General features: G+C 64.9%; 20 protein-coding genes. 8 read left to right on the forward strand and 12 right to left on the reverse strand.

The genetic code is table 11. The annotated features are described in order from the left end of the window. Positions 1 to 93: 93 nt before the first annotated feature. Positions 94 to 1,539 (forward strand): XRE family transcriptional regulator, encoded by a 1,446-nt coding sequence (locus tag IVB23_RS11600; RefSeq protein ID WP_061878556.1) that lies wholly within the window; start codon positions 94 to 96, stop codon positions 1,537 to 1,539. A gap of 170 nt (positions 1,540 to 1,709) precedes the next feature. Here the strand turns inward: IVB23_RS11600 and IVB23_RS11605 are convergent, their stop codons facing one another. Then, the gene (locus IVB23_RS11605; protein WP_061878557.1) at positions 1,710 to 2,003 is read right to left on the reverse strand and encodes an antibiotic biosynthesis monooxygenase; all 294 of its coding nucleotides are present in this window, start codon (positions 2,001 to 2,003) and stop codon (positions 1,710 to 1,712) included. 228 nt (positions 2,004 to 2,231) lie between these two features. Between IVB23_RS11605 and IVB23_RS11610 the strand changes: the two genes are divergently transcribed. Further along, positions 2,232 to 3,032, forward strand: a complete 801-nt coding sequence (locus IVB23_RS11610; RefSeq protein WP_247803593.1) for a hypothetical protein — start codon at positions 2,232 to 2,234, stop codon at positions 3,030 to 3,032. A 175-nt stretch (positions 3,033 to 3,207) separates the two neighbouring features. Next, positions 3,208 to 3,558: a hypothetical protein gene (locus tag IVB23_RS11615; RefSeq protein ID WP_247803594.1), complete on the forward strand. Its 351-nt coding sequence runs from the start codon at positions 3,208 to 3,210 to the stop codon at positions 3,556 to 3,558. 229 nt (positions 3,559 to 3,787) lie between these two features. Here IVB23_RS11615 and IVB23_RS11620 read toward each other — a convergent pair whose 3' ends face one another. Together IVB23_RS11620 and htpX are read right to left on the reverse strand one after the other, a co-directional pair. After that, a complete protein-coding gene (locus IVB23_RS11620) occupies positions 3,788 to 4,429 on the reverse strand; it encodes a tetratricopeptide repeat protein (RefSeq protein ID WP_247803598.1) in 642 nt (213 codons plus the stop codon). 148 nt (positions 4,430 to 4,577) lie between these two features. Further along, on the reverse strand, positions 4,578 to 5,537 hold the full coding sequence (gene htpX / locus IVB23_RS11625) for a zinc metalloprotease HtpX (protein WP_197967367.1): 960 nt from the start codon (positions 5,535 to 5,537) through the stop codon (positions 4,578 to 4,580). Positions 5,538 to 5,724: 187 nt separating this feature from the next. Between htpX and IVB23_RS11630 the strand changes: the two genes are divergently transcribed. From IVB23_RS11630 to IVB23_RS11640, 3 genes are all read left to right on the forward strand, one after another. Further along, a complete protein-coding gene (locus IVB23_RS11630; protein ID WP_247803600.1) occupies positions 5,725 to 7,026 on the forward strand; it encodes a lytic murein transglycosylase in 1,302 nt (433 codons plus the stop codon). Between the two features lie 110 nt (positions 7,027 to 7,136). Further along, entirely contained in the window at positions 7,137 to 7,640 is a 504-nt protein-coding gene (locus tag IVB23_RS11635; protein ID WP_061878563.1) for a DUF1993 domain-containing protein, read from the forward strand. Positions 7,641 to 7,819: 179 nt separating this feature from the next. Next, positions 7,820 to 8,920 (forward strand): alkene reductase, encoded by a 1,101-nt coding sequence (locus IVB23_RS11640; protein WP_061878564.1) that lies wholly within the window; start codon positions 7,820 to 7,822, stop codon positions 8,918 to 8,920. Between the two features lie 186 nt (positions 8,921 to 9,106). Here the strand turns inward: IVB23_RS11640 and IVB23_RS11645 are convergent, their stop codons facing one another. From IVB23_RS11645 to glpD, 7 genes are all read right to left on the reverse strand, one after another. Beyond that, positions 9,107 to 10,849 (reverse strand): ABC transporter substrate-binding protein, encoded by a 1,743-nt coding sequence (locus tag IVB23_RS11645; protein ID WP_061878565.1) that lies wholly within the window; start codon positions 10,847 to 10,849, stop codon positions 9,107 to 9,109. A gap of 130 nt (positions 10,850 to 10,979) precedes the next feature. Continuing rightward, positions 10,980 to 11,309 carry a DUF2160 domain-containing protein gene (locus IVB23_RS11650; protein ID WP_061878566.1) on the reverse strand — a complete coding sequence of 110 codons (330 nt, stop codon included), beginning with the start codon at positions 11,307 to 11,309 and terminating at the stop codon, positions 10,980 to 10,982. A gap of 10 nt (positions 11,310 to 11,319) precedes the next feature. Beyond that, entirely contained in the window at positions 11,320 to 12,126 is an 807-nt protein-coding gene (locus IVB23_RS11655; protein WP_197967370.1) for a carbohydrate ABC transporter permease, read from the reverse strand. Further along, positions 12,126 to 13,100: a sugar ABC transporter permease gene (locus IVB23_RS11660; RefSeq protein WP_247803601.1), complete on the reverse strand. Its 975-nt coding sequence runs from the start codon at positions 13,098 to 13,100 to the stop codon at positions 12,126 to 12,128. The genes IVB23_RS11655 and IVB23_RS11660 overlap by 1 nt, the downstream gene beginning before the upstream one ends. Beyond that, positions 13,100 to 14,185 carry an ABC transporter ATP-binding protein gene (locus IVB23_RS11665; RefSeq protein ID WP_061878568.1) on the reverse strand — a complete coding sequence of 362 codons (1,086 nt, stop codon included), beginning with the start codon at positions 14,183 to 14,185 and terminating at the stop codon, positions 13,100 to 13,102. The genes IVB23_RS11660 and IVB23_RS11665 overlap by 1 nt, the downstream gene beginning before the upstream one ends. 12 nt (positions 14,186 to 14,197) lie before the next feature. Beyond that, positions 14,198 to 15,337, reverse strand: coding sequence for an ABC transporter ATP-binding protein (locus tag IVB23_RS11670; RefSeq protein ID WP_061878569.1), 1,140 nt, complete (start codon positions 15,335 to 15,337; stop codon positions 14,198 to 14,200). Next, positions 15,334 to 16,884, reverse strand: coding sequence for a glycerol-3-phosphate dehydrogenase (gene glpD, locus IVB23_RS11675; protein ID WP_247803603.1), 1,551 nt, complete (start codon positions 16,882 to 16,884; stop codon positions 15,334 to 15,336). Before glpD ends, IVB23_RS11670 begins: the two co-directional genes overlap by 4 nt. A 188-nt stretch (positions 16,885 to 17,072) precedes the next feature. Here glpD and IVB23_RS11680 point away from each other — a divergent pair, with 188 nt between their 5' ends. Together IVB23_RS11680 and IVB23_RS11685 are read left to right on the forward strand one after the other, a co-directional pair. Continuing rightward, on the forward strand, positions 17,073 to 17,357 hold the full coding sequence (locus tag IVB23_RS11680) for a type II toxin-antitoxin system Phd/YefM family antitoxin (protein WP_247803605.1): 285 nt from the start codon (positions 17,073 to 17,075) through the stop codon (positions 17,355 to 17,357). Then, the gene (locus IVB23_RS11685; protein ID WP_247803606.1) at positions 17,354 to 17,779 is read left to right on the forward strand and encodes a type II toxin-antitoxin system VapC family toxin; all 426 of its coding nucleotides are present in this window, start codon (positions 17,354 to 17,356) and stop codon (positions 17,777 to 17,779) included. The genes IVB23_RS11680 and IVB23_RS11685 overlap by 4 nt, the downstream gene beginning before the upstream one ends. 3 nt (positions 17,780 to 17,782) lie before the next feature. On the opposite strand, the gene IVB23_RS11690 is transcribed toward IVB23_RS11685, so the two are convergent. Together IVB23_RS11690 and IVB23_RS11695 are read right to left on the reverse strand one after the other, a co-directional pair. Next, entirely contained in the window at positions 17,783 to 18,628 is an 846-nt protein-coding gene (locus IVB23_RS11690; protein WP_131866116.1) for a DeoR/GlpR family DNA-binding transcription regulator, read from the reverse strand. A gap of 107 nt (positions 18,629 to 18,735) precedes the next feature. Beyond that, positions 18,736 to 19,422: an HAD-IA family hydrolase gene (locus IVB23_RS11695; RefSeq protein WP_197967376.1), complete on the reverse strand. Its 687-nt coding sequence runs from the start codon at positions 19,420 to 19,422 to the stop codon at positions 18,736 to 18,738. Positions 19,423 to 19,448 lie beyond the last annotated feature (26 nt).

Genomic DNA, 19,448 nt, shown 5'->3' on the forward strand with positions numbered 1-19,448 from the left:
CTCACCTCCCCTGCGGAAGCTCCCCCTCACCCGCCACGCTTCGCGTGTCGGCCTCTCCCCGCAAGCGGGGAGAGGCGAAGAGAGGAGCCGCTGATGGCCGCCGAGACCGGCAAGAAACTGTTCGTCGGCCCGCGCTTCCGGAGGATCCGGCAGCAATTGGGACTGTCGCAGACCCAGATCGCCGAGGGGCTCGGGATCTCGCCGAGCTATGTCAACCTGATCGAACGCAACCAGCGCCCGGTGACCGCGCAAATCCTGCTGCGCCTTGCCGAGACCTATGACCTCGACCTGCGCGACCTCGCCACCGCCGACGAGGACCGCTTCTTCGCCGAGCTGAACGAGATCTTCTCCGATCCCTTGTTCCGCCAGATCGACCTGCCTAAGCAGGAGCTGCGCGACCTCGCCGAGCTCTGCCCCGGCGTCACTCACGCGCTGCAGCGGCTCTACGCCGCCTATACCGAGGCGCGCCAAGGCGAGACGCTGGCCGCCGCGCAAATGGCCGACCGCGACGTCGGCACGCGCTATGAGGCCAATCCGGTCGAGCGCGTGCGTGAACTGATCGAGGCCAACCGCAACTATTTCCCGGAGCTCGAGCAGGCCGCAGAGACTCTGCGCGACGAACTGAACGTGCCGGCCGAAGGGCTGTATGCGGCGCTCGCGGCGCGCCTGCGTGAAAAGCATTCGATCCAGACCCGCATCATGCCGGTGGACGTGATGCGCGAGACGCTGCGGCGCTTCGACCGCCATCGCCGCCAGCTCCTGATCTCCGAGCTGGTCGACCCGCCCGGCCGCGCGTTCCAGCTTGCCTTCCAGCTTGGCCTTGGCGAATGCGCGCAAGCCCTGGAGACCATCGTCGGCCGCGCCGGCCCGTTGGACGACGCGCCGCGCCGCCTGTTTCGCATCACCCTCGGCAATTACTTCGCAGCGGCGGTGATGATGCCCTATCCGGCCTTCCTTGCCGCAGCCGAAGCGCTGAATTACGACATCCACGTGCTGGCGCAGCGCTTCAATTCCGGCTTCGAGCAGGTCTGCCACCGCCTCACCACCCTGCAGCGGCCGAACGCGCGCGGCATTCCGTTCTTCCTCTTGCGCGTCGACAACGCCGGCAACGTCTCGAAGCGCTTCTCCTCCGGCACCTTCCCGTTCTCGAAATTCGGCGGCACCTGCCCGCTGTGGAACGTGCACTCGACCTTCGACACGCCGGACCGCCTGCTCAAGCAGGTGATCGAGCTGCCGGACGGCACGCGCTATTTCTCGATCGCGCAGATGGTGCGCCGCCCCGTCGCGCCGCACCCGCTGCCGCAGCCGCGCTTCGCCATCGGCCTCGGCTGCGAGATCCGTCACGCCGCACGCCTGACCTATGCCGCCGGCATCGACCTGGAGAAAACCGAGGGCACACCAATCGGCGTCAACTGCCGTCTGTGCGAGCGCGAAAACTGCGCCCAGCGCGCCGAGCCCCCGATCACGCGCACGCTGATCCTGGACGAGACGACGAGAAGGGTGTCGAGCTTTGCGTTCTCGAATGCACGGGAGCTGTGAGGACATGTTCTCCCTCTCCCCGCTTGCGGGGAGAGGGTCGGGGTGAGGGGGACTCTCCGCGAGGACGGTACAAGTTGGACTCGCGGAGAGTCCCCCTCACCCGGAATTCAAGCTGCGCTCGAATTCCGGCCTCTCCCCGCAAGCGGGGAGAGGCGAAGGCACCCGCCCAACTACGCCAGCGTATGCACGATCACCGGCCCCGCCACGGCGCGCGCGTCGCCGGCCAGCAGCGGGCCCAGATTCTGCTCGATCCAGGCGATTGCGCGCCGGTTCGCCTCCTCGGCCTGCTCGAACTTGTCGAAGATCGAGATCGCGGTGACCGTGTCGTCGCCGGCATAGACGACGTAGTAGGCGCGAAAGCCATCGACGTCGCTGATGATCGGAACGGCGCCGTCCTTGATGCGGCGCGCCAGCTCTTCCGCACTCCCGCTTTTCGCCTTGGCCTGACGGATGGCGGCATACATGGCATCCTCCTCCGGCTATCTGGACTTTGGGCCTGTGACCCGGAGCCGATGATACGCCGATGCAGGCGGCTGATCCACGCTTGGTTAACCCCGCGCTAATCCGCCTGCGCGATCTGCAACCAGAGATTAAGCACGCCTCAACATCGGCGCCTTAGTCTCGCCCCACTCACGTTTCGCAAGCAACGGCGGCCTATTCTGCCGGGCGAAGTGACATCAGGGGGCTTCATCATGCGCATTGCGTTGCTGCTGACCGCAACCATCGTCGGCGCGCTCTTCGCCAATCCATCTCATGCCGGTTCGCTCGATGCCGACGCAGCGCCGTCGTTACCACCGGGGTTCCAGGGCTACCGCGGCTACATGTTCGACCTGTCGGAGAACTCCGACCGCAAGGACGTCGACAAGCTCGCCGACAATCTGAAGCAGCAGATCGATGCCGTCGAAGCGGCCGGCCTGTCGCCGCGCGTGCTGCGCTTCTTCCGCACCGTGCCGATCATCGCGAGCGAGCTCGCCTGCCTCGACGAAGGCGCCGCGACCGCCTGTTACGGCCGCGTCGCTCCCAACGTCGAGCGCCGCGTGCCGCGGACGCTGACGGTGTGGGACCACGACAAGCAGCGCTGGACCAATCCGAACGCCGTCGACCTCGCGGTCGACTCGGGGCTCGGCGTGATCATGCTGCGCCCGGACATGATGCGCTACGAGAAAGAGGCCGTGCTGCTACACGAGCTTCTCCATGCCTATCACGCACGGCTGCTGCCGGACGGCTACGCCAACAAGGGCGTGATCGCCTATTACGCGCTGGCCAAGTCCAAGGACATGTTGCCCAAGGATTCCTACGCGATGAAGAATCCCATGGAATTCTTTGCCGTGACCGCGAGCATCTTCCTGGCCGGAAAAAGCGAATTCCACGACCCGAAGTCGCGCGAGGCGCTCAAGGAGAAGATGCCGGACTATTACAAGTACCTGGTCGGCGTGTTCGGCTTCGACCCCGAGCCGGCGGCGGCGAACGGCCCGGTGGCCTCGCTGAAGTAAAGCAGACATCGCGTTTCCCCAAGCAAGCCAGCCAAAAAGCCGCGCAATATGCGTGGCTTTTTTTGCTTCGCAAGCTGGAAGCTGCGGATGACGCGCTGGCGGGAATTGCCAAGGCAGGGCCCGATCTGCATAGTCCCGCCGCATCGATACCGTTTTTCGAAGAGGATGAGAGAACATGGCGGACGCAGACCTGGATGTCGTGATCCGGCAACTGGCCAGACAGCTGCATACGGGCCTGATGACCCGCGCCAAGGAGCGGCGGGATCGCTTCAACGGCCTTGCGGCCAAGGCCAAGGGCAAGGAGACCGGCGAGCGCTTCAAGATGATGGCCAAGGCCACCATGGAGCAGGCCACCGCCGCCGCCAAGCGCCTCCAGATGTCCGCCGACAACGTCGCCGACAGCTACGCGCGATCGATGCGCCTGGCCGCCAGTGCGCCGATTGCGGTGAAGGTGGAAAAGAAGGCGAAGGACAAGCCCGAGAAGAAGGCCAAGGCGAAGAAGGCGAAGGCCGGGAAGGCGAAGTAAGCGCTTTCTTCCTTCTCCCCTTGTGAGAAAAGGTGGCGTAGGCGGCCTTCGGCCGTCGTTCTTAAAGAACGCCGAAGCGAAGCTTCGGCTACGGCGCCGGATAAGGGGTTGCTTCAGCAAACTGGACTGCGAGATTTTCACTCGCGGAGAGATACCCCTCACCCGTCTCGCCGCTTCGCGACGAGCCATCCTCTCCCACAAGGGGAAGAGCCCGCAGCTCTGGATGTTTCTACCGGCTCGGCGCCGACACTTGTGTCGGCTCGGCGCTGGCGAGTTCGGCGAGCTTGGCGCGCGCTGCCTCTCGCGCGGCGCCGTTCTTGCCGGCGGGCAGCGCCAGCGCGGCCTCGAAATCGGCGCGGGCATCGTCGGCCTGACCGCGGGCGAGGAACGCGAGGCCGCGATCGAGACGGGCCTGCGCATCGGAGGGGTCGAGGCGGACCGCCGTGTTGAAGCTCAGGATGGCCCGATCGAGATCGCCCATGGCGGCGAGCGCAAGACCACGCTGGTGATAGGGTGCGGCGAGCTTGGGATCATGCGCGATCGCCTCGTCATAATCCGCAATGGCACCCTCGAGCTCGCCGTTCAGCCGACGGGCCGTCGCCCGGTCGCGATAGAGCGAGCCGCGGTTGGGATTGAGATGGATGGCCTCGTCGAAATCGGCGATCGCCCGCCTGAAGTCGCCGTGACGCAGCGCGATCCGCCCGCGCCCCGCATAGGCGAAAGCGATCAGCGAGCCGCGAAGCGGCGAGAAGCCGATCACGGCCGAGCAGATGTCAGGATCGTCCTCGTCGCCGCAATTGACGACCATGTGCGTGGACAGGCCGACGAGCACGCAAAGAACGATCAGCAAGAGTACGGCTGCTCTGGTCATCTTCGACGGTGGCCGGAAGCGGGCCGGCCACGCATCCCCTTTCGAAGGAATGGTCACGTCGAGGTATTAGCACCGGCCGGGATGACCCTATGTGCGCCAGGTCACAAAGCCGCAAATCCTCACCGGTTCCGTTGGCTAGCCCCAGGGACTAGCCCCAAGGACCGCGGGAAGGACCGCGGGAAGATCCACGTGACGAGGAGCGGCCCCAGGGGCCGCGCGGCGGGTAGTTCTCGTTGGCCCCGACCGACGGCGCCGCCCGCCCGCCGAGCTCGGACGCGAGCTGTTGGAGGGCGGCGACACGGTTCTGGGTCGAGGGGTGGGTCGCGAACAGATTGTCCACACCATGTCCCGACAGCGGATTGATGATGAACATGTGCGCGGTCGCCGGATTCCGCTCGGCCTCGTAGTTCGGCACCTGATGCGCGGCGCCCTCGATCTTGACCAGCGCCGAGGCCAGCCACATCGGCTGGCCGACGATGCGCGCGCCGAGATTGTCGGCGGCGTATTCGCGTGTACGGCTGATCGCCATCTGCACCAGCATGGCGCCGAGCGGAGCGAGGATCATCATCAGGATCGAGCCGACGATGCCCAGACCATTGTTGTTCTCGCGATTGCCGCCGAAGAACATGCCGAACTGGGCCAGCATGGAGATCGCGCCCGCGATGGTCGCAGTGATGGTCATCAGAAGCGTGTCGTGATGCTTGATGTGGGCGAGCTCGTGCGCGATCACGCCGGCTAGCTCCTCGCGGCTGAGCTGGTTCATCAGGCCGGTGGTGACGGCGACTGCGGCGTTCTCCGGGTTGCGGCCGGTCGCGAACGCATTGGGCTGCACCTCGTCCATCACGAACACGCGCGGCATCGGCAGGCCGGCGCGCCCGGCAAGCTCGGCGACGAGGCCGACCAGCTCCGGTGCGGTCGAACGGTCGACCTCATGGGCGCCGTACATCGACAGCACCATGCGGTCGGAGTTCCAGTAGGTGAAGAGATTGGTCGCGGCGGCAATGACGAGCGCTATCATGGCGCCCGAGGCGCCGCCGATCAGATAGCCGACGCCCATGAACAGGGCGGTCAGGCCTGCGAGCAGCATTGCGGTACGAAAATAGTTCATGGCCGTCTCTCCAGGCCGGTCGCGGCCGCTGGAAGCGCCTGCAGGCCGGCAAACATCAGGTAGGGATGACCCCGGCCGGGATGCAAGGTTTCCGGGTGCGTCGCGGAGCCGCGGCACTGGTCTGAGCGCCATCATTCCATTAAACTTCGTCTAGAATCCCGGCGTCCCCTCCCCCAGCGGAAACCTCATGCTCCTGACCCGATTTTCGATCGCGGCCACCGCTCTTCTCGCGCTCTCCGCTCCCGCCTCCGCCCAGTTCGCGCCGCCACCGGCCAAGCCGGCCGCGCCGAAAGCCACCGCCGCCTCGCCACGCACAGCATCGTGCCACAATGGTGCGAGCTTCGATCGCTTCCTGGCGGATGTGAAGCAACAGGCGGTGGCTGCCGGCGTGTCGCAGCGCACGATCGCGGAGGCTTCGCCGTATCTCGTCTACGACCAGGGCATCGTCAACCGCGACCGCGGCCAGCGCGTGTTCGGCCAGCTCTTCACCGAATTCGCCGGCCGCATGGCGGCGCCCTATCGCATGCAGAACGGACAGCAGCATATCAAGCGATACGCCGCGGCGTTTGCGCGCGCCGAAAAGGAATATGGCGTGCCACCGGCCGTGATCGCCGCATTCTGGGGCCTCGAGAGCGACTTCGGCGCCAATATGGGCAATCTGCCGACGCTGAAATCGCTGGTGTCGCTCGCCTATGACTGCCGCCGCTCCGAGATGTTCGTGGGCGAGACCATCGCCGCGCTGAAGATCATCGATCGCGGCGATCTGCACCCCGACGAGATGATCGGCTCCTGGGCCGGCGAGCTCGGGCAGACGCAATTCCTGCCCGTGCACTACGTCAACTACGCGGTCGACTATGACGGCGACGGACGGCGCGACCTGTTGCGCTCGCCAGCCGACGTGATCGGCTCGACTGCGAACTACATCGCCAACGGATTGAAGTGGCGGCGCGGCGAGCCGTGGCTGGAAGAGATCAAGGTGCCGCCGGACCTGCCGTGGGACAAGACCGATCTCACGGTGCGCGAGCCGCGCTCCACATGGGCGCAGCTGGGCGTCACCTATCCCGACGGACGTCCGCTGCCGAATGACAATCTTGCGGCATCCGTGCTGCTGCCGATGGGCCGCTTTGGTCCGGCCTTCCTCGCCTATCCGAATTTCGCGGCCTACACTGAATGGAACAACTCGCTGATCTACTCGACCACCGCGGGCTATCTCGCCTCGCGCATCGCCGGCGCCGCGCCGATGCGCAAGCCCTCCGCGTCGGTCGCGCAGCTGCCGTTCAACGAGCTGAAGGAATTGCAGCAGCTGCTGGTGCGTGCCGGCTACAATGTCGGCAAGGTCGACGGCGTGCTCGGCCAGCAGAGCCGCACTGCCGTGAAGGCGATGCAGATCAAATACGGCCTGCCGGCCGATTCCTGGCCAACGGCGGAGCTGCTGGCGCGAATGCGCGGCGGCACGGCGCAGGCGCAGCCCCAGGCGACGGTTCGGTAGAATTTTCGCACCGCACAGGCCACTTGCGACGATTGTATTTTTCCATGAGGCTCCCATGTGAGTGGCTCAGGTTTTCTCCTGAGATTTCCCACCATTGAAGCGAGCATCATATGTCCTTCTACGACGCCGTCGTCCCCGCCTATCTGCAGATGCTGAACAGCGTGACCGGGCTGCTCACCAAAGCCGAGGCGCATTGCGCGGCGAAAAAGATCGATCCCGGCGTCCTGCTCGGCTCGCGCCTGTTCCCGGACATGCTGCCGCTGTCGCGGCAGGTCCAGCTGGTCAGCGACTATCCAACCAGAGGCTGTGCGCGGCTGACGCAAAGCGAGGTGCCCTCGACGCCCGACACCGAAACGAGCTTTGCGGAGTTGAAGCAGCGGCTGGCGAAGACGATCGACTATGTCAAATCCTTCAAGCCCGAGCAGTTTGAGGGCGCCGACGCCAAGGACGTCACCTTTCCGGTCGGCCCCGGCAAGACCATCACCATGACGGGACAGCAATTCCTGAGCTCGTTCTCGCTGCCGAACCTCTATTTCCACGCGGCGACAGCCCACGGCATCTTGCGACACAACGGCGTCGAGATCGGAAAGCGCGATTTCCTCGGCGCGAACTGAGTTGTGAAATCGCACGGCTGCACAGCGGGATTTCGCTGTCGCAGCCGGAATTGCACATGATTTATGCTACGCGGGCGCTGCTGCGTAGCTCGCCTGCACTTTCCGAATGGCTCATCCCTTGCGCCTGATGTCGCGATGCACAAGTGTTCGAAATCTCTCACCGCCTGGAAGCATTCCCAATGAGCCGTTCGACGAAATTGTTTGAGACCTACAAGCTCGGGCCGATCACGCTGGCCAATCGTCTGGTGATGGCGCCGCTGACGCGCAACCGCGCAGCGCCCGGCACGTTCGTTCCGAGTCCGCTGGCGGCCGATTATTACGGCCAGCGCGCCTCCGCAGGGCTCCTGATCACCGAAGCGAGCCAAGTCTCGCAGCAGGGTCAGGGCTACCAGGACACGCCCGGCATCTACAGCAAGGACCAGGTCGCCGGCTGGCGCAAGGTCACCGACAAGGTGCATGAACGTGGCGGCAAGATCTTCATCCAGCTCTGGCATGTCGGCCGCATCTCGCATGTCGACCTTCAGGCCAATGGCGCCGCCCCGGTCGCGCCGAGCGCGATCCGCGCCAAGGGCAAGACCTTTGTCAACGGCACCTTCGCCGACGTCTCCGAGCCGCGTGCGCTCGAACTCTCCGAAATTCCCGGGATTATCGACGACTTCAAGCGTGCGACGAAGAACGCGCTGGAAGCCGGCTTCGACGGCGTCGAGATCCACGGCGCCAACGGCTATCTGCTCGACCAGTTCGCCAGGGACGGCGCCAACAAGCGCGCCGACGCCTATGGCGGCTCGATCGAGAACCGCGCGCGGCTGATGCTGGAAGTCGCCAAGGCCGTCGCCACCGAGGCCGGCAGCGATCGCACCGGCATCCGCATCTCGCCGGTCACGCCGGCCAACGATCTCTCCGACAGCAACCCGCAGCCGCTGTTCGATCACATCGTCGACGGGCTCAACGCGCTCAAGCTGGTCTATCTCCACGTCGTCGAAGGCGCCACCGGCGGCCCGCGCGACATCGCCCCGTTCGACTATGCATCCTTGCGCAAGCGCTTCGCCGGCGCCTACGTCGCCAACAACGGCTACGATTTCGACCTCGCGACCAAGGTGCTGGACACAAACGCAGCCGATCTCATCGCCTTCGGCAAGCCCTTCATCTCCAACCCCGACCTCGTCGAACGGCTGAAGCGGGGCGCGGCACTGAACGAATGGGACAAGAACACCTTCTACGGCGGCGGCGCCAAGGGGTATACGGATTACCCGACGCTCGCGGCCGAGCCGGCGGAGTGAGGCTCCGCGCTCTCCGCCGTCATTGCGAGGAGCTCTTGCGACGAGCAATCCAGACTGCATCCGCGGAAAGACTCTCGATTGCTTCGCTTCGCTCGCAATGAAGTGGAGAGGCGGCGGCGCCACAAACGGAAAGAAAAAGGCCGGGATCGCTCCCGGCCTTTCGCATTTGACGACGTTACGCGCCGCTTACTTCGCTTCCGCGCGCTTGGGCGGGCTCGCCGGCCACGACTTGATCAGCGTGTCGTAGTCGACCGTCTCACCCTTCGGCTTCTCGTTGGCGAGCTTGCGCTGGGGCGCGACGGTGCCGTCCTTCTCGGCCTTCGCGAACCAGTACTCCGGCTTCTCCTTCTTGTGGAGCTTCGGACCGCAGGCACCCTGCACGCCGGACTTCTCCAGGCGCTCCATGACCGAGTCCTGGGCCGCGGCGAGCGCGTCCATCGCCTGCTGCGGGGTCTTCGCACCGGACGACGCATCGCCGATGTTCTGCCACCAGAGCTGCGCGAGCTTCGGATAGTCGGGCACGTTGTTGCCGGTCGGGGTCCACTGCACGCGCGCGGGCGAGCGGTAGAACTCGATCAGGCCGCCGAGCTTCGGCGCACGCTCGGTGAACGACTTGTCCCAGATGTCGGATTCACGGATGAAGGTGAGACCGACATGGCTCTTCTTCAAGCTCACCGACTTGGAGACGATGAACTGGAGATAGAGCCAGGCTGCCTTGCGGCGATCCGCCGGGGTCGATTTCAGCAGCGTCAGCGATCCGGCGTCCTGGTAGCCGAGCTTCATGCCTTCCTTCCAGTACGAGCCGTGCGGCGACGGAGCCATACGCCATTTCGGCGTACCGTCCGCGTTCATCACGGCGATGCCCGGCTTCACCATGTCGGCGGTGAAGGCGGTGTACCAGAACATCTGCTGGGCGATGTTGCCCTGCGCCGGCACGGGACCGGACTCGGAGAAGGTCATGCCCTGGGCCTGCGGAGGCGCGTACTTCTTCATCCACTCGAGATATTTGGTGATCGAGTAGACCGCCGCCGGACCGTTGGTGTCGCCACCACGCTCGACGGAAGAGCCGACCGGACGGCAGCCCTCCATGCGGATGCCCCATTCGTCGACCGGCAGACCGTTCGGAATGCCCTTGTCGCCGTTACCGGCCATCGACAGCCAGGCGTCGGTGAAGCGCCAGCCGAGCGAGGGGTCTTTCTTGCCATAGTCCATATGGCCATAGACCTTGACGCCGTTGATCTCCTTCACGTCGTTGGTGAAGAACTCGGCGATGTCCTCATAGGCGGACCAGTTCACGGGCACGCCGAGCTCGTAGCCGTACTTGGCCTTGAACCTGGCCTTGAAGTCGGGATTGGTGAACCAGTCGTAGCGGAACCAGTAGAGGTTGGCGAACTGCTGGTCGGGCAGCTGATAGAGCTTGCCATCCGGCCCGGTGCCGAACGACTTGCCGATGAAGTCGTTGACGTCGAGCATGGGGTCGGTGACGTCCTTGCCCTCACCGGTCATGTAGTCCGACAGCGCGATGGTCTGGCCGTAGCGGAAATGGGTACCGATCAGGTCGGAGTCGTTGATCCAGCCGTCGTAGACGTTCTTGCCGGACTGCATCTGGGTCTGCAGCTTCTCCACGACGTCACCTTCCTGGATGAGGTCGTGCTTGAGCTTGATGCCGGTGAGTTCGGAGAACGCTTTCGCCAGCGTCTGCGCTTCGTATTCGTGGGTGGTGATGGTCTCGGAGACGACGTTGATCTCCATGCCCTTGAAGGGCTCGGCGGCCTTGGCGAACCACTCCAGCTCCTTCTTCTGGTCTTCCTTCGACAGCGTCGAGGGCTGGAATTCCGCGATCCATTTCTGGATCACGGCCTCGTCGGCGGCGCGGACCGGCGCCGAGACCGCAAGCGACACCGCAACGATCGCGGCGGCGCTGGACATGGTCAAAAAGCTATTCTTGGTCAATGGACCTTTCCTTCTCCTAAACTGTCGCATGTTGTTCCTCCGTTGCAGCGACAAACTTTTATACAGGCCCGGGTTGGTCCCGGATCTGGCCGTCCCTTCGCGAGTTTCAGACCGTGCGGAAGATGAGCACGGCCGTGACCAGCGAAATTCCGCTTGCGAGCCACAGGCTCGAAATCTCGAAGCCCTCCTCTCCGATCGGCACCGTGGCGATGGGGTCGGTGCCGACGAGGCCGATCCACGCGAGGTGGATGACGGCGGCGGCGATCAGCGAGATGAACAGGCGATCGCCGCGCGTAGTGGGGATGCGCAGCACGCCGACGCGCTCGGCCTCCGGATAGACCGCAGCGAGCCAGGTCATCACGGCCAGGGTGCAGGCGAGCGCGACGAAGAAGATCGCGGTCGGCAGCGTCCAGGCCATCCATGCGATAGATTCCATGGTTGCCTCCCTACACGCGACCGAGCGCGAAGCCGCGCGCGATATAGTTGCGGACGAACCAGATCACCAGCGCACCCGGAATGATGGTGAGCACGCCGGCGGCGGCGAGCAGGCCCCAGTCCATGCCGGCGGCCGAGACCGTGCGCGTCATGATCGCGGCGATCGGCTTCGCCGACACCGAGGTCAGCGTGCGCGCGAGCAGCAGCTCGACCCAGGAGAACATGAAGCAGAAGAAGGCGGCGACGCCGATCCCGCTCGCGATCAGCGGCACCAGGATCTTGACGAAGAATCGCGGGAAGGAATAGCCGTCGAGGAAGGCGGTCTCGTCGATCTCGCGCGGCACGCCGGAGACGAAGCCTTCGAGGATCCACACCGCCAGCGGCACGTTGAAGATGCAGTGCGCCAGCGCGACCGCCCACGGCGTATCGAACAGGCCGATCGCCGAATAGAGGTTGAAGAACGGCAGCGCATAGACCGCAGCCGGCGCCATGCGGTTCGACAGAAGCCAGAAGAACAGGTGCTTGTCGCCGAGGAAGCGGTAGCGCGAGAACGCGTAGGCCGCAGGCAGCGCGACCGAGATCGAGATGATGGTGTTGAGGATGACGTATTGGAGCGAGTTGATGTAGCCTGAGTACCAGCTCTCGTCGGTGAAGATGCGCTTGTAGTGCTGGAGCGTCGGAGTGTGCGGCCATAGCGTCATCGTCGAGACGATCTCGCTGTTGGTCTTGAAGCTCATGTTGACGAGCCAGTAGATCGGCAGCAGCAGGAAGACCAGGAATAGCCCCATGATGAGGCGGCGGCCGGGAATCGAATGCATCAGGCCACTCCTTCCTTTGGCTTGAGTGCGGGCATGGGCTTGAGCCCGACCGAAGGCTTGGGCTCCACCGCCGGCTCGCTCGAAGCCTGGATCTTGCGTTCGACGCCGGCATTGGTCATGACGGTGTAGAAGATCCAGCACACGATCAGGATGATGAGGTTGTAGACCAGCGACAGCGCCGCGGCCTTGCCGAGGTCGAACTGGCCGAGCGCGATCTTGACCAGCTCAATCGACACGAAGGTCGTGGAGTTGCCCGGCCCGCCTCCGGTGACGACGAACGGCTCGGTGTAGATCATGAAGCTGTCCATGAAGCGGAGCAGCACCGCAATCAGCAGCACGCGGTTCATCTTCGGCAGCTGGATCGCCTTGAACACGGCCCAGCGCGAGGCGCCGTCGATCTGCGCGGCCTGGTAATAGGCCTCGGGAATCGACTTCAGGCCGGCGTAGCAGAGCAGCGCGACGAGGCTGGTCCAGTGCCAGACGTCCATCACGATGACGGTGACCCAGGCATCGAACTCGTTGGCGACGTAGTTGTAGTCAATGCCGATGGCGTTGAGGGTATAGCCGAGCAGGCCGATGTCGGGCCGGCCGAAAATCTGCCAGATCGTGCCGACCACGTTCCAAGGAATCAGCAGCGGCAGCGCGAGAATGATCAGGCAGGCAGCAACCGTCCAGCCCTCGCGCGGCATCGACAGCGCGACGACGATGCCGAGCGGCACCTCGATGGCGAGGATCACCAGCGAGAAGAACAGGTTGCGTCCGAGGGAAGCAAGAAAGCGACCGCCGAGATCGGTCGAGGGATCGAGCAGCTCCTTGAACCAGCCGACGCCGTTCCAGAAGAACTGGTTGTTGCCGAAGGTGTCCTGCATCGAATAGTTCACCACCGTCATCAGCGGCAGCACCGCCGAGAAGGCCACGACCAGGAACACCGGCAGCACCAGGAACCAGGCTTTTTGGTTGACGGTCTTATCCATCAGGCGGCTCCCTCCACCAGAAGGCTGTCGGCGTAGACGTGCACGTGCGACGGATCGAATTTCAGCCCGGCGCTGCCGTCGGCGCTGGTGAAGCCCGCCGGTGCGCGCGCGGCCAGCTTCGCGTCGCCGACGCGCACGCGCGCGAAGCGGATGCGGCCGAGATCGTCGATGCGCTCGATCCTGGCGGTGAGCAGGCCGGGCGCGGGCGCGACCACCTCGACGAATTCGGGACGGACGCCGATCTCGATCTTGGCGCCCGAAGGCAGATTGTCGTAGCTGCGATTGAGCGCGATGACGTGGCCGCCGATCTTGGCCTCGCGCCCCCGCACCTCCGCCGGCAGGATGTTCATGCCGGGCGAGCCGATGAAATAGCCGACGAAGGTGTGCGCCGGCTTGTCGAACAGTTCGGCGGGCGTGCCGCTCTGCACGACGCGGCCGTCGTGCATGACGACGACGGTGTCGGCGAAGGTCAGCGCTTCGGTCTGGTCGTGGGTGACGTAGATCATCGTGAGATCGAGCTCACGATGCAGCGCCTTCAGCTTGGAGCGGAGCTGCCATTTCAGTTCGGGATCGATCACCGTCAGCGGCTCGTCGAACAGCACAGCGGCGACGTCCGAGCGGACGAGGCCGCGGCCGAGCGAGATCTTCTGCTTGGCATCGGCGGTCAGGCGCGTGGCCTTGCGGTTCAGATAGGGCTCGAGGTCGAGCAGGCGGCCGATCTCGGCGACGCGCCTGTCAATGTCGGCCTTCGGCACGCCGCGATTCTTCAGCGGAAACGCCAGGTTCTGTCCAACCGTCATGGTGTCGTAGATCACCGGAAACTGGAACACCTGCGCGATGTTGCGCTTCTGGGTCGACAGCGGCGTGATGTCCTTGCCGTCGAACAGGATTTTCCCGCGCGACGGCGTGATGATGCCGGAGATGACATTCAGAAGCGTGGTCTTGCCACAGCCGGACGGGCCGAGCAGCGCATAGGCGCCGCCCTGCCGCCAGGTCATGGTCACCGGCTTCAGCGCAAAGCTCTCCTGCGGCGCGTCGTTGCCGCCGTAGGAATGGGCGAGATCGACGAGGTCAATGCGGGCCATGGCGCACCTCCCTCAGGAGCTTTGTCTGTTTGACGCGTTTTCTTCACGCGAACCGCTACGCACTTCGCTTGAAAACGCTATGCCCGGCGCAGCGACCAGCCGGTCCGCCGCGTCAAAGACGAAGACATCATTGGGATCGAGCACGGCATCGAGCATCTGGCCGGGCTCGAACTCGTGCACGCCGTGCAGCACCGCCACCCAGTTCGATCCGTCGCGGGTCAAATGCACGAAGCTCTCCGAACCGGTGATCTCGGTCACCGTGACAGTGGCGTGGAAGGCGTGGCGATCGGTCTCGCCATTGGCAAGCCCGAGCTGATGGGCGCGGAAGCCGACGCGATAGGTTCCGTCGGCGAGCAAGGCATAGAGGCCCGAGGCCGGTGAGGACGTTCCGCCGGCGTATTGCACGGAGCCGTTCTTCTTCTCGATGGCGACGAGGTTGAGCGGCGGATCCGAGAACACCTGGGCGACGCGCAAGGTCTGCGGCCGGCGGTAGACGCTGGCGGTCTCGCCCATCTGCAGCGCCTGGCCCTCCCACATGCACACCGTGTTGCCGCCGAGCAGCAGCGCCTCGGTCGGCTCGGTCGTGGCATAGACGAAGATCGCGCCCGAGGCCTCGAAGATGCGCGGCAATTCGGCGCGCAGCTCCTCGCGCAGCTTGTAGTCGAGATTGGCGAGCGGCTCGTCGAGCAGCACGAGATCGGCGCCCTTGACCAGCGCGCGTGCGATCGCGGTGCGCTGCTGCTGGCCGCCGGAGAGCTGGAGCGGCGTGCGCTTCAGGAACGGCTCGAGCCGCAGCAGTTTTGCCGCCTCCGCCACGCGCGCCTCGATCTCGTCGCGCGGCTTGCCCTGCACGCGCAGGGGCGAGGCGATGTTCTCGTAGACCGTGAGCGAGGGGTAGTTGATGAACTGCTGATAGACCATCGCGACCGAGCGCTGGCGCACGTCGGCGCCGGTGACGTCCTTGCCGTTGACCAGCACCTTGCCCGTGGTCGGCTTGTCGAGACCGGCGAGCAGCCGCATGATCGAGGTCTTGCCCGACAGCGTCGGCCCGAGCAGGACGTTGAGCGTACCGCTCTCGAGAGTCAGGGAGACATCGCGGATGTGCTCGACACCCTCGACGGTCCGGGTCACGTGATCGAGTGTCACGGTCATGAGCGTCCTCCCGCTTCCAGCAGGGGACTTTGCGGCACGGCGTGGGTCCTGATCCAGTCGTCGAGTGCCGCAATCTCGTCGGCAGATAGTCGCAGGCCGAGCTTGGAACGGCGCCAGACGACGTCGTCCGCTGTGACCGCCCACTCATTGGCGATGAGGTAGCGGACCTCGCGTTCAGTCAGCGTCGCACCGAAGGACTGGCCGAGATCGGCCGCCGATTTCGCATCACCGAGCAGCTTGATCGCCCGCGTGCCATAAGCGCGCGCGAGCCGCCTTGCATGCTCATGGCTGAGGAAGGGATAGCCACGCTGGAGCTCGGCGATCAGGCCGTCGATATCCGACACATCCATGTCGCCGCCGGGCAGCGGCCATTTGCCGGTCCACCCCTCGCGCGCTTTCGCGCTGCGAAGATAGGGCGCAAGGCGTTCCAGGGCCTCTTCGGCGAGCCTGCGATAGGTCGTGATCTTGCCGCCATAGATGGACAGCAGCGGCACACCACCGGGCGTGTCGAGCTCGAACACGTAGTCGCGCGTCGCGGCCTTGGCTTCGCTGGCGCCATCGTCATAGAGCGGCCGCACGCCGGAATAGGTCCAGACCACGTCATCCGGCGTGACCGGCTTGGCGAGATATTCGCTCGCCGCGGTGCAGAGATACTGGATCTCCTCGGCCGTCGCCTTCACCTTGGCAGGATCGCCGTCATAGTCGCGATCGGTGGTGCCGATCAGCGTGAAATCGTCCTGGTACGGGATGACGAAGATGATGCGGCCATCGGCATTCTGGAACATGTAGGCACGGTCGTGATCGTAAAGTTTCTTCACGACAATATGTGAGCCCTGCACCAGGCGGACTTTTGCCTTCGCATTGACACCCGCGCCGCGGCCGAGCACGTCCTCGACCCAGGGACCGCCGGCATTGACGAGCGCGCGCGCCCGGACCTGCGAGCGCTCGCCGGTCAGCGTATTGACCATGCTGACCATCCAGAGGCCGCCGGACTGGCGAATCTCGGTGGCGCGGGTGCGGGTGCGGATCTCGGCGCCCTTGTCGGCGGCATCGCGCGCGTTGAGCACGACGAGGCGGGCGTCGTCGACGAAACAGTCCGAATATTCGAAGGCGCGGCTGTAGCGGTTCGGGATCAGCGGCTTGCCGACCTCATCGCGCTTGAGATCCACCGAGCGGGTCGCCGGCAGCAGGTGCCGGCCGCCGATGTGATCATAGAGGAAGAGGCCGAGGCGCAGCAGCCAGGCCGGGCGCAGGCCGGCGTGATGCGGCAAAACGAAACGCAGGGGGCGGATGATGTGGGGCGCGATGCCCCAGAGGATCTCGCGCTCGATCAGCGCCTCGCGGACCAGCCGAAACTCGTAATATTCGAGATAGCGCAGGCCGCCATGCACCAGCTTGGTCGACCAGGACGACGTCCCGCTCGCCAGATCGTTCATTTCGCACAGGAAAACCGTATTGCCACGGCCCACCGCATCGCGCGCGATGCCGCAGCCGTTAACACCGCCTCCGATGATGGCGAGATCGAAAATACGCTCCAACAGACGCATCCCCCGGCGACCGCTCGTTCCGTCGAGCGGCTACTTTCGCTTTTGATTAGATCATACAGGAAAACGAAAGCAAGATGAAAGAGAGAGGAGGAGAAGCGAAAGTTGGCCTATCTTGTGGGGATCCAAGGGGCTCTTGCGCGGCCAATTTTGGAGCAATATAGTCATTATAGTCAAAATGGTTCATGCGCATGACCGATCGTATTACTGCGCCCCGCACCCTTCCTGCTGATGACACCTGGACGCTGGCCAGCGCCAAGGCGCGGTTGTCCGAGGTGATTGATCGCGCTCAAGCCGGCCCGCAGGTCATCACACGACACGGCAAACCGAATGCGGTTGTCGTCTCCGCCGACGAATGGGCGCGCAAGACCGCACGCAACGGCACGCTGGCCGAATTCCTTCTGGGCTCGCCGCTGCGCGGCGCCAACCTCGAGCTTGAACGGGTCCAGGACGCGCCACGCGACGAGATGCCGTGAATCTGCTGCTCGACACCAACGTGCTGTCGGAGGTTCGGCGCTCAGCGCCTTCGCCGAAGGTCTTGGCGTGGCTCGATACGATCGACGAAGATCGGGCATTCATAAGCGTTGCCACGATCGCCGAACTTCGCCGCGGCATCGCATTGCTGGACGATGGCCGCCGGCGCACGGCGCTGGCCGCCTGGCTGGCGCATGATCTACCGGCGCGATTTGCCGACCGCGTTCTGCCCATCGACCATGCGGTCGCCGAGCGCTGGGGCGACCTCATGGCGCAGAGCCGCATGGGCGGCGTCGCATTGTCTGTCATGGACGGCTTCTTTGCGGCCACCACTCTCGTGCACCACCTCACGCTTGTCACGCGCAATGTGAAGGATTTTGCGGCGTTCGGCGTTCCGCTGCTCAATCCTTGGGATGATGCCTGAGACCTATCTCAGCCGAACGACCGGTGCGGCTTCAGGCGCAGCATCCTGCACCTCGGCCGGGGAATCGTCGATATCCGCGCCCTTCGGCATCGCCTCGACCACCTCGATGCCCTTGCTGTGGCAGATGGTGGCGAGGCGCTCGGGAAGCTCCTGGTCGGTGACGAAGGTCTGGATCTGGGTGATGTGGGCGATCCGCACCGGCGCGCTGCGGCGCAGCTTGGTGGAATCGGCGACCAGCATGACGCTGCGGGCATTGGCGATGATGGCCTGCGCCACCTGCACCTCGCGATAGTCGAAGTCGAGCAACGCCCCCTCCTCGTCGATCGCGGACGCGCCGATGATGGCATAGTCGACCTTGAACTGGCCGATCAGCTGCGTCGCGGTCGAGCCGACCACTGCGCCGTCGGCGCGCCGCACCGTGCCGCCCGCGACCACCACCTCGATGCGGGGATGGCGGTAGAGCAGCATGGCAACGTTGAGATTGTTGGTGATGACGAGCAGGTCCTCGTGCGAGGTCAGCGCGCTCGCGACCTCCTCCGTCGTGGTGCCGATGTTGATGAACAGCGAGCAGCCGTTCGGGATCAGCGACGCGGCGGCCGCGCCGATCGCTTTCTTCTCGTCGGCGGCAACGAAGCGGCGCGCCTCGTAGGCGAGGTTCTCCACGCCCGAGGCGATGATGGCGCCGCCATGGATGCGGGTCAGCGATCTCCGCTCACAGAGGTCGTTGAGATCCTTGCGGATGGTCTGCGCCGAGACTTCGAAGCGGCGCGCGAGCTCCTCGACCATGACGCGGCCGGAAGCGCGCGCGATGTTGAGGATTTCGGCTTGGCGATGGGTCAGTCCGGTCACGGCAACGGCCTCAAATCAGAGTGATGCATGGTGCGGCGGTTCGCGCCTTCGGTCAATGCGCACGCTGATCACGGTTAACGGATGAGGGGTCCTCACCACGCCATTTCTTACCACGCCATAGCGTTCGCAAGACGCGCGAGCAGCGCCGGATCGTCGAAGGCGCTGGCGGACGCGACTGCGCCTGATGCAACCAGGTCGGCGTGGCTGAGGCTGGTGCGAATGCCGATGGTTGGAATTCCGGCCGCCGTGGCGGACTGGACGCCGGTGCGGGAGTCTTCGAATGCGATCGAGGTTTCCGGCCTCGCGCCGACGCAACGCAGCCCTTCCTGATAGGGCAGCGGATGCGGCTTGCCGTGCGGCAGCTCGGCGCCGATCACGAGCGCCTTGAAGCGATGCGTGATGCCGAGACCCGAGAGCAGCAGCTCGGCGTTGAGGCGCGGCGCATTGGTCACGGCGACCATGGGGATGCCGGCGCTGTCGGCCCGGTCGAGCAGCGCCATCAGGCCCGGCAGCGGTGCGATCTGCCCGGCCACGAGCGTGCGGAAGACCTCCTCCTTCTCATCGAGGATCAGGGCACGCCGCTCCGGCGCCTCGTCGGGCAGAAAGCGCTCGCCGATCGCGACATTGGCGAAACCTTGCAGCTCCCTGGAGAAGCGCGCGTGGTCGAAGATATGGCCGCGCGGGCCGAGTACCTGGTTGAACGCCTTCAAGTGCAGCGGATCTGTGTCGGCGAGGGTGCCGTCGATGTCGAACAACAACGCCCTGCCCATCGCATCGTAGCTGGCCTCGATCATTTCCGTACTTTCCCAAATGCGCGACG

It is taken from the genome of Bradyrhizobium sp. 191, from assembly GCF_023100985.1.
GTDB classification, from domain to species: domain Bacteria; phylum Pseudomonadota; class Alphaproteobacteria; order Rhizobiales; family Xanthobacteraceae; genus Bradyrhizobium; species Bradyrhizobium diversitatis.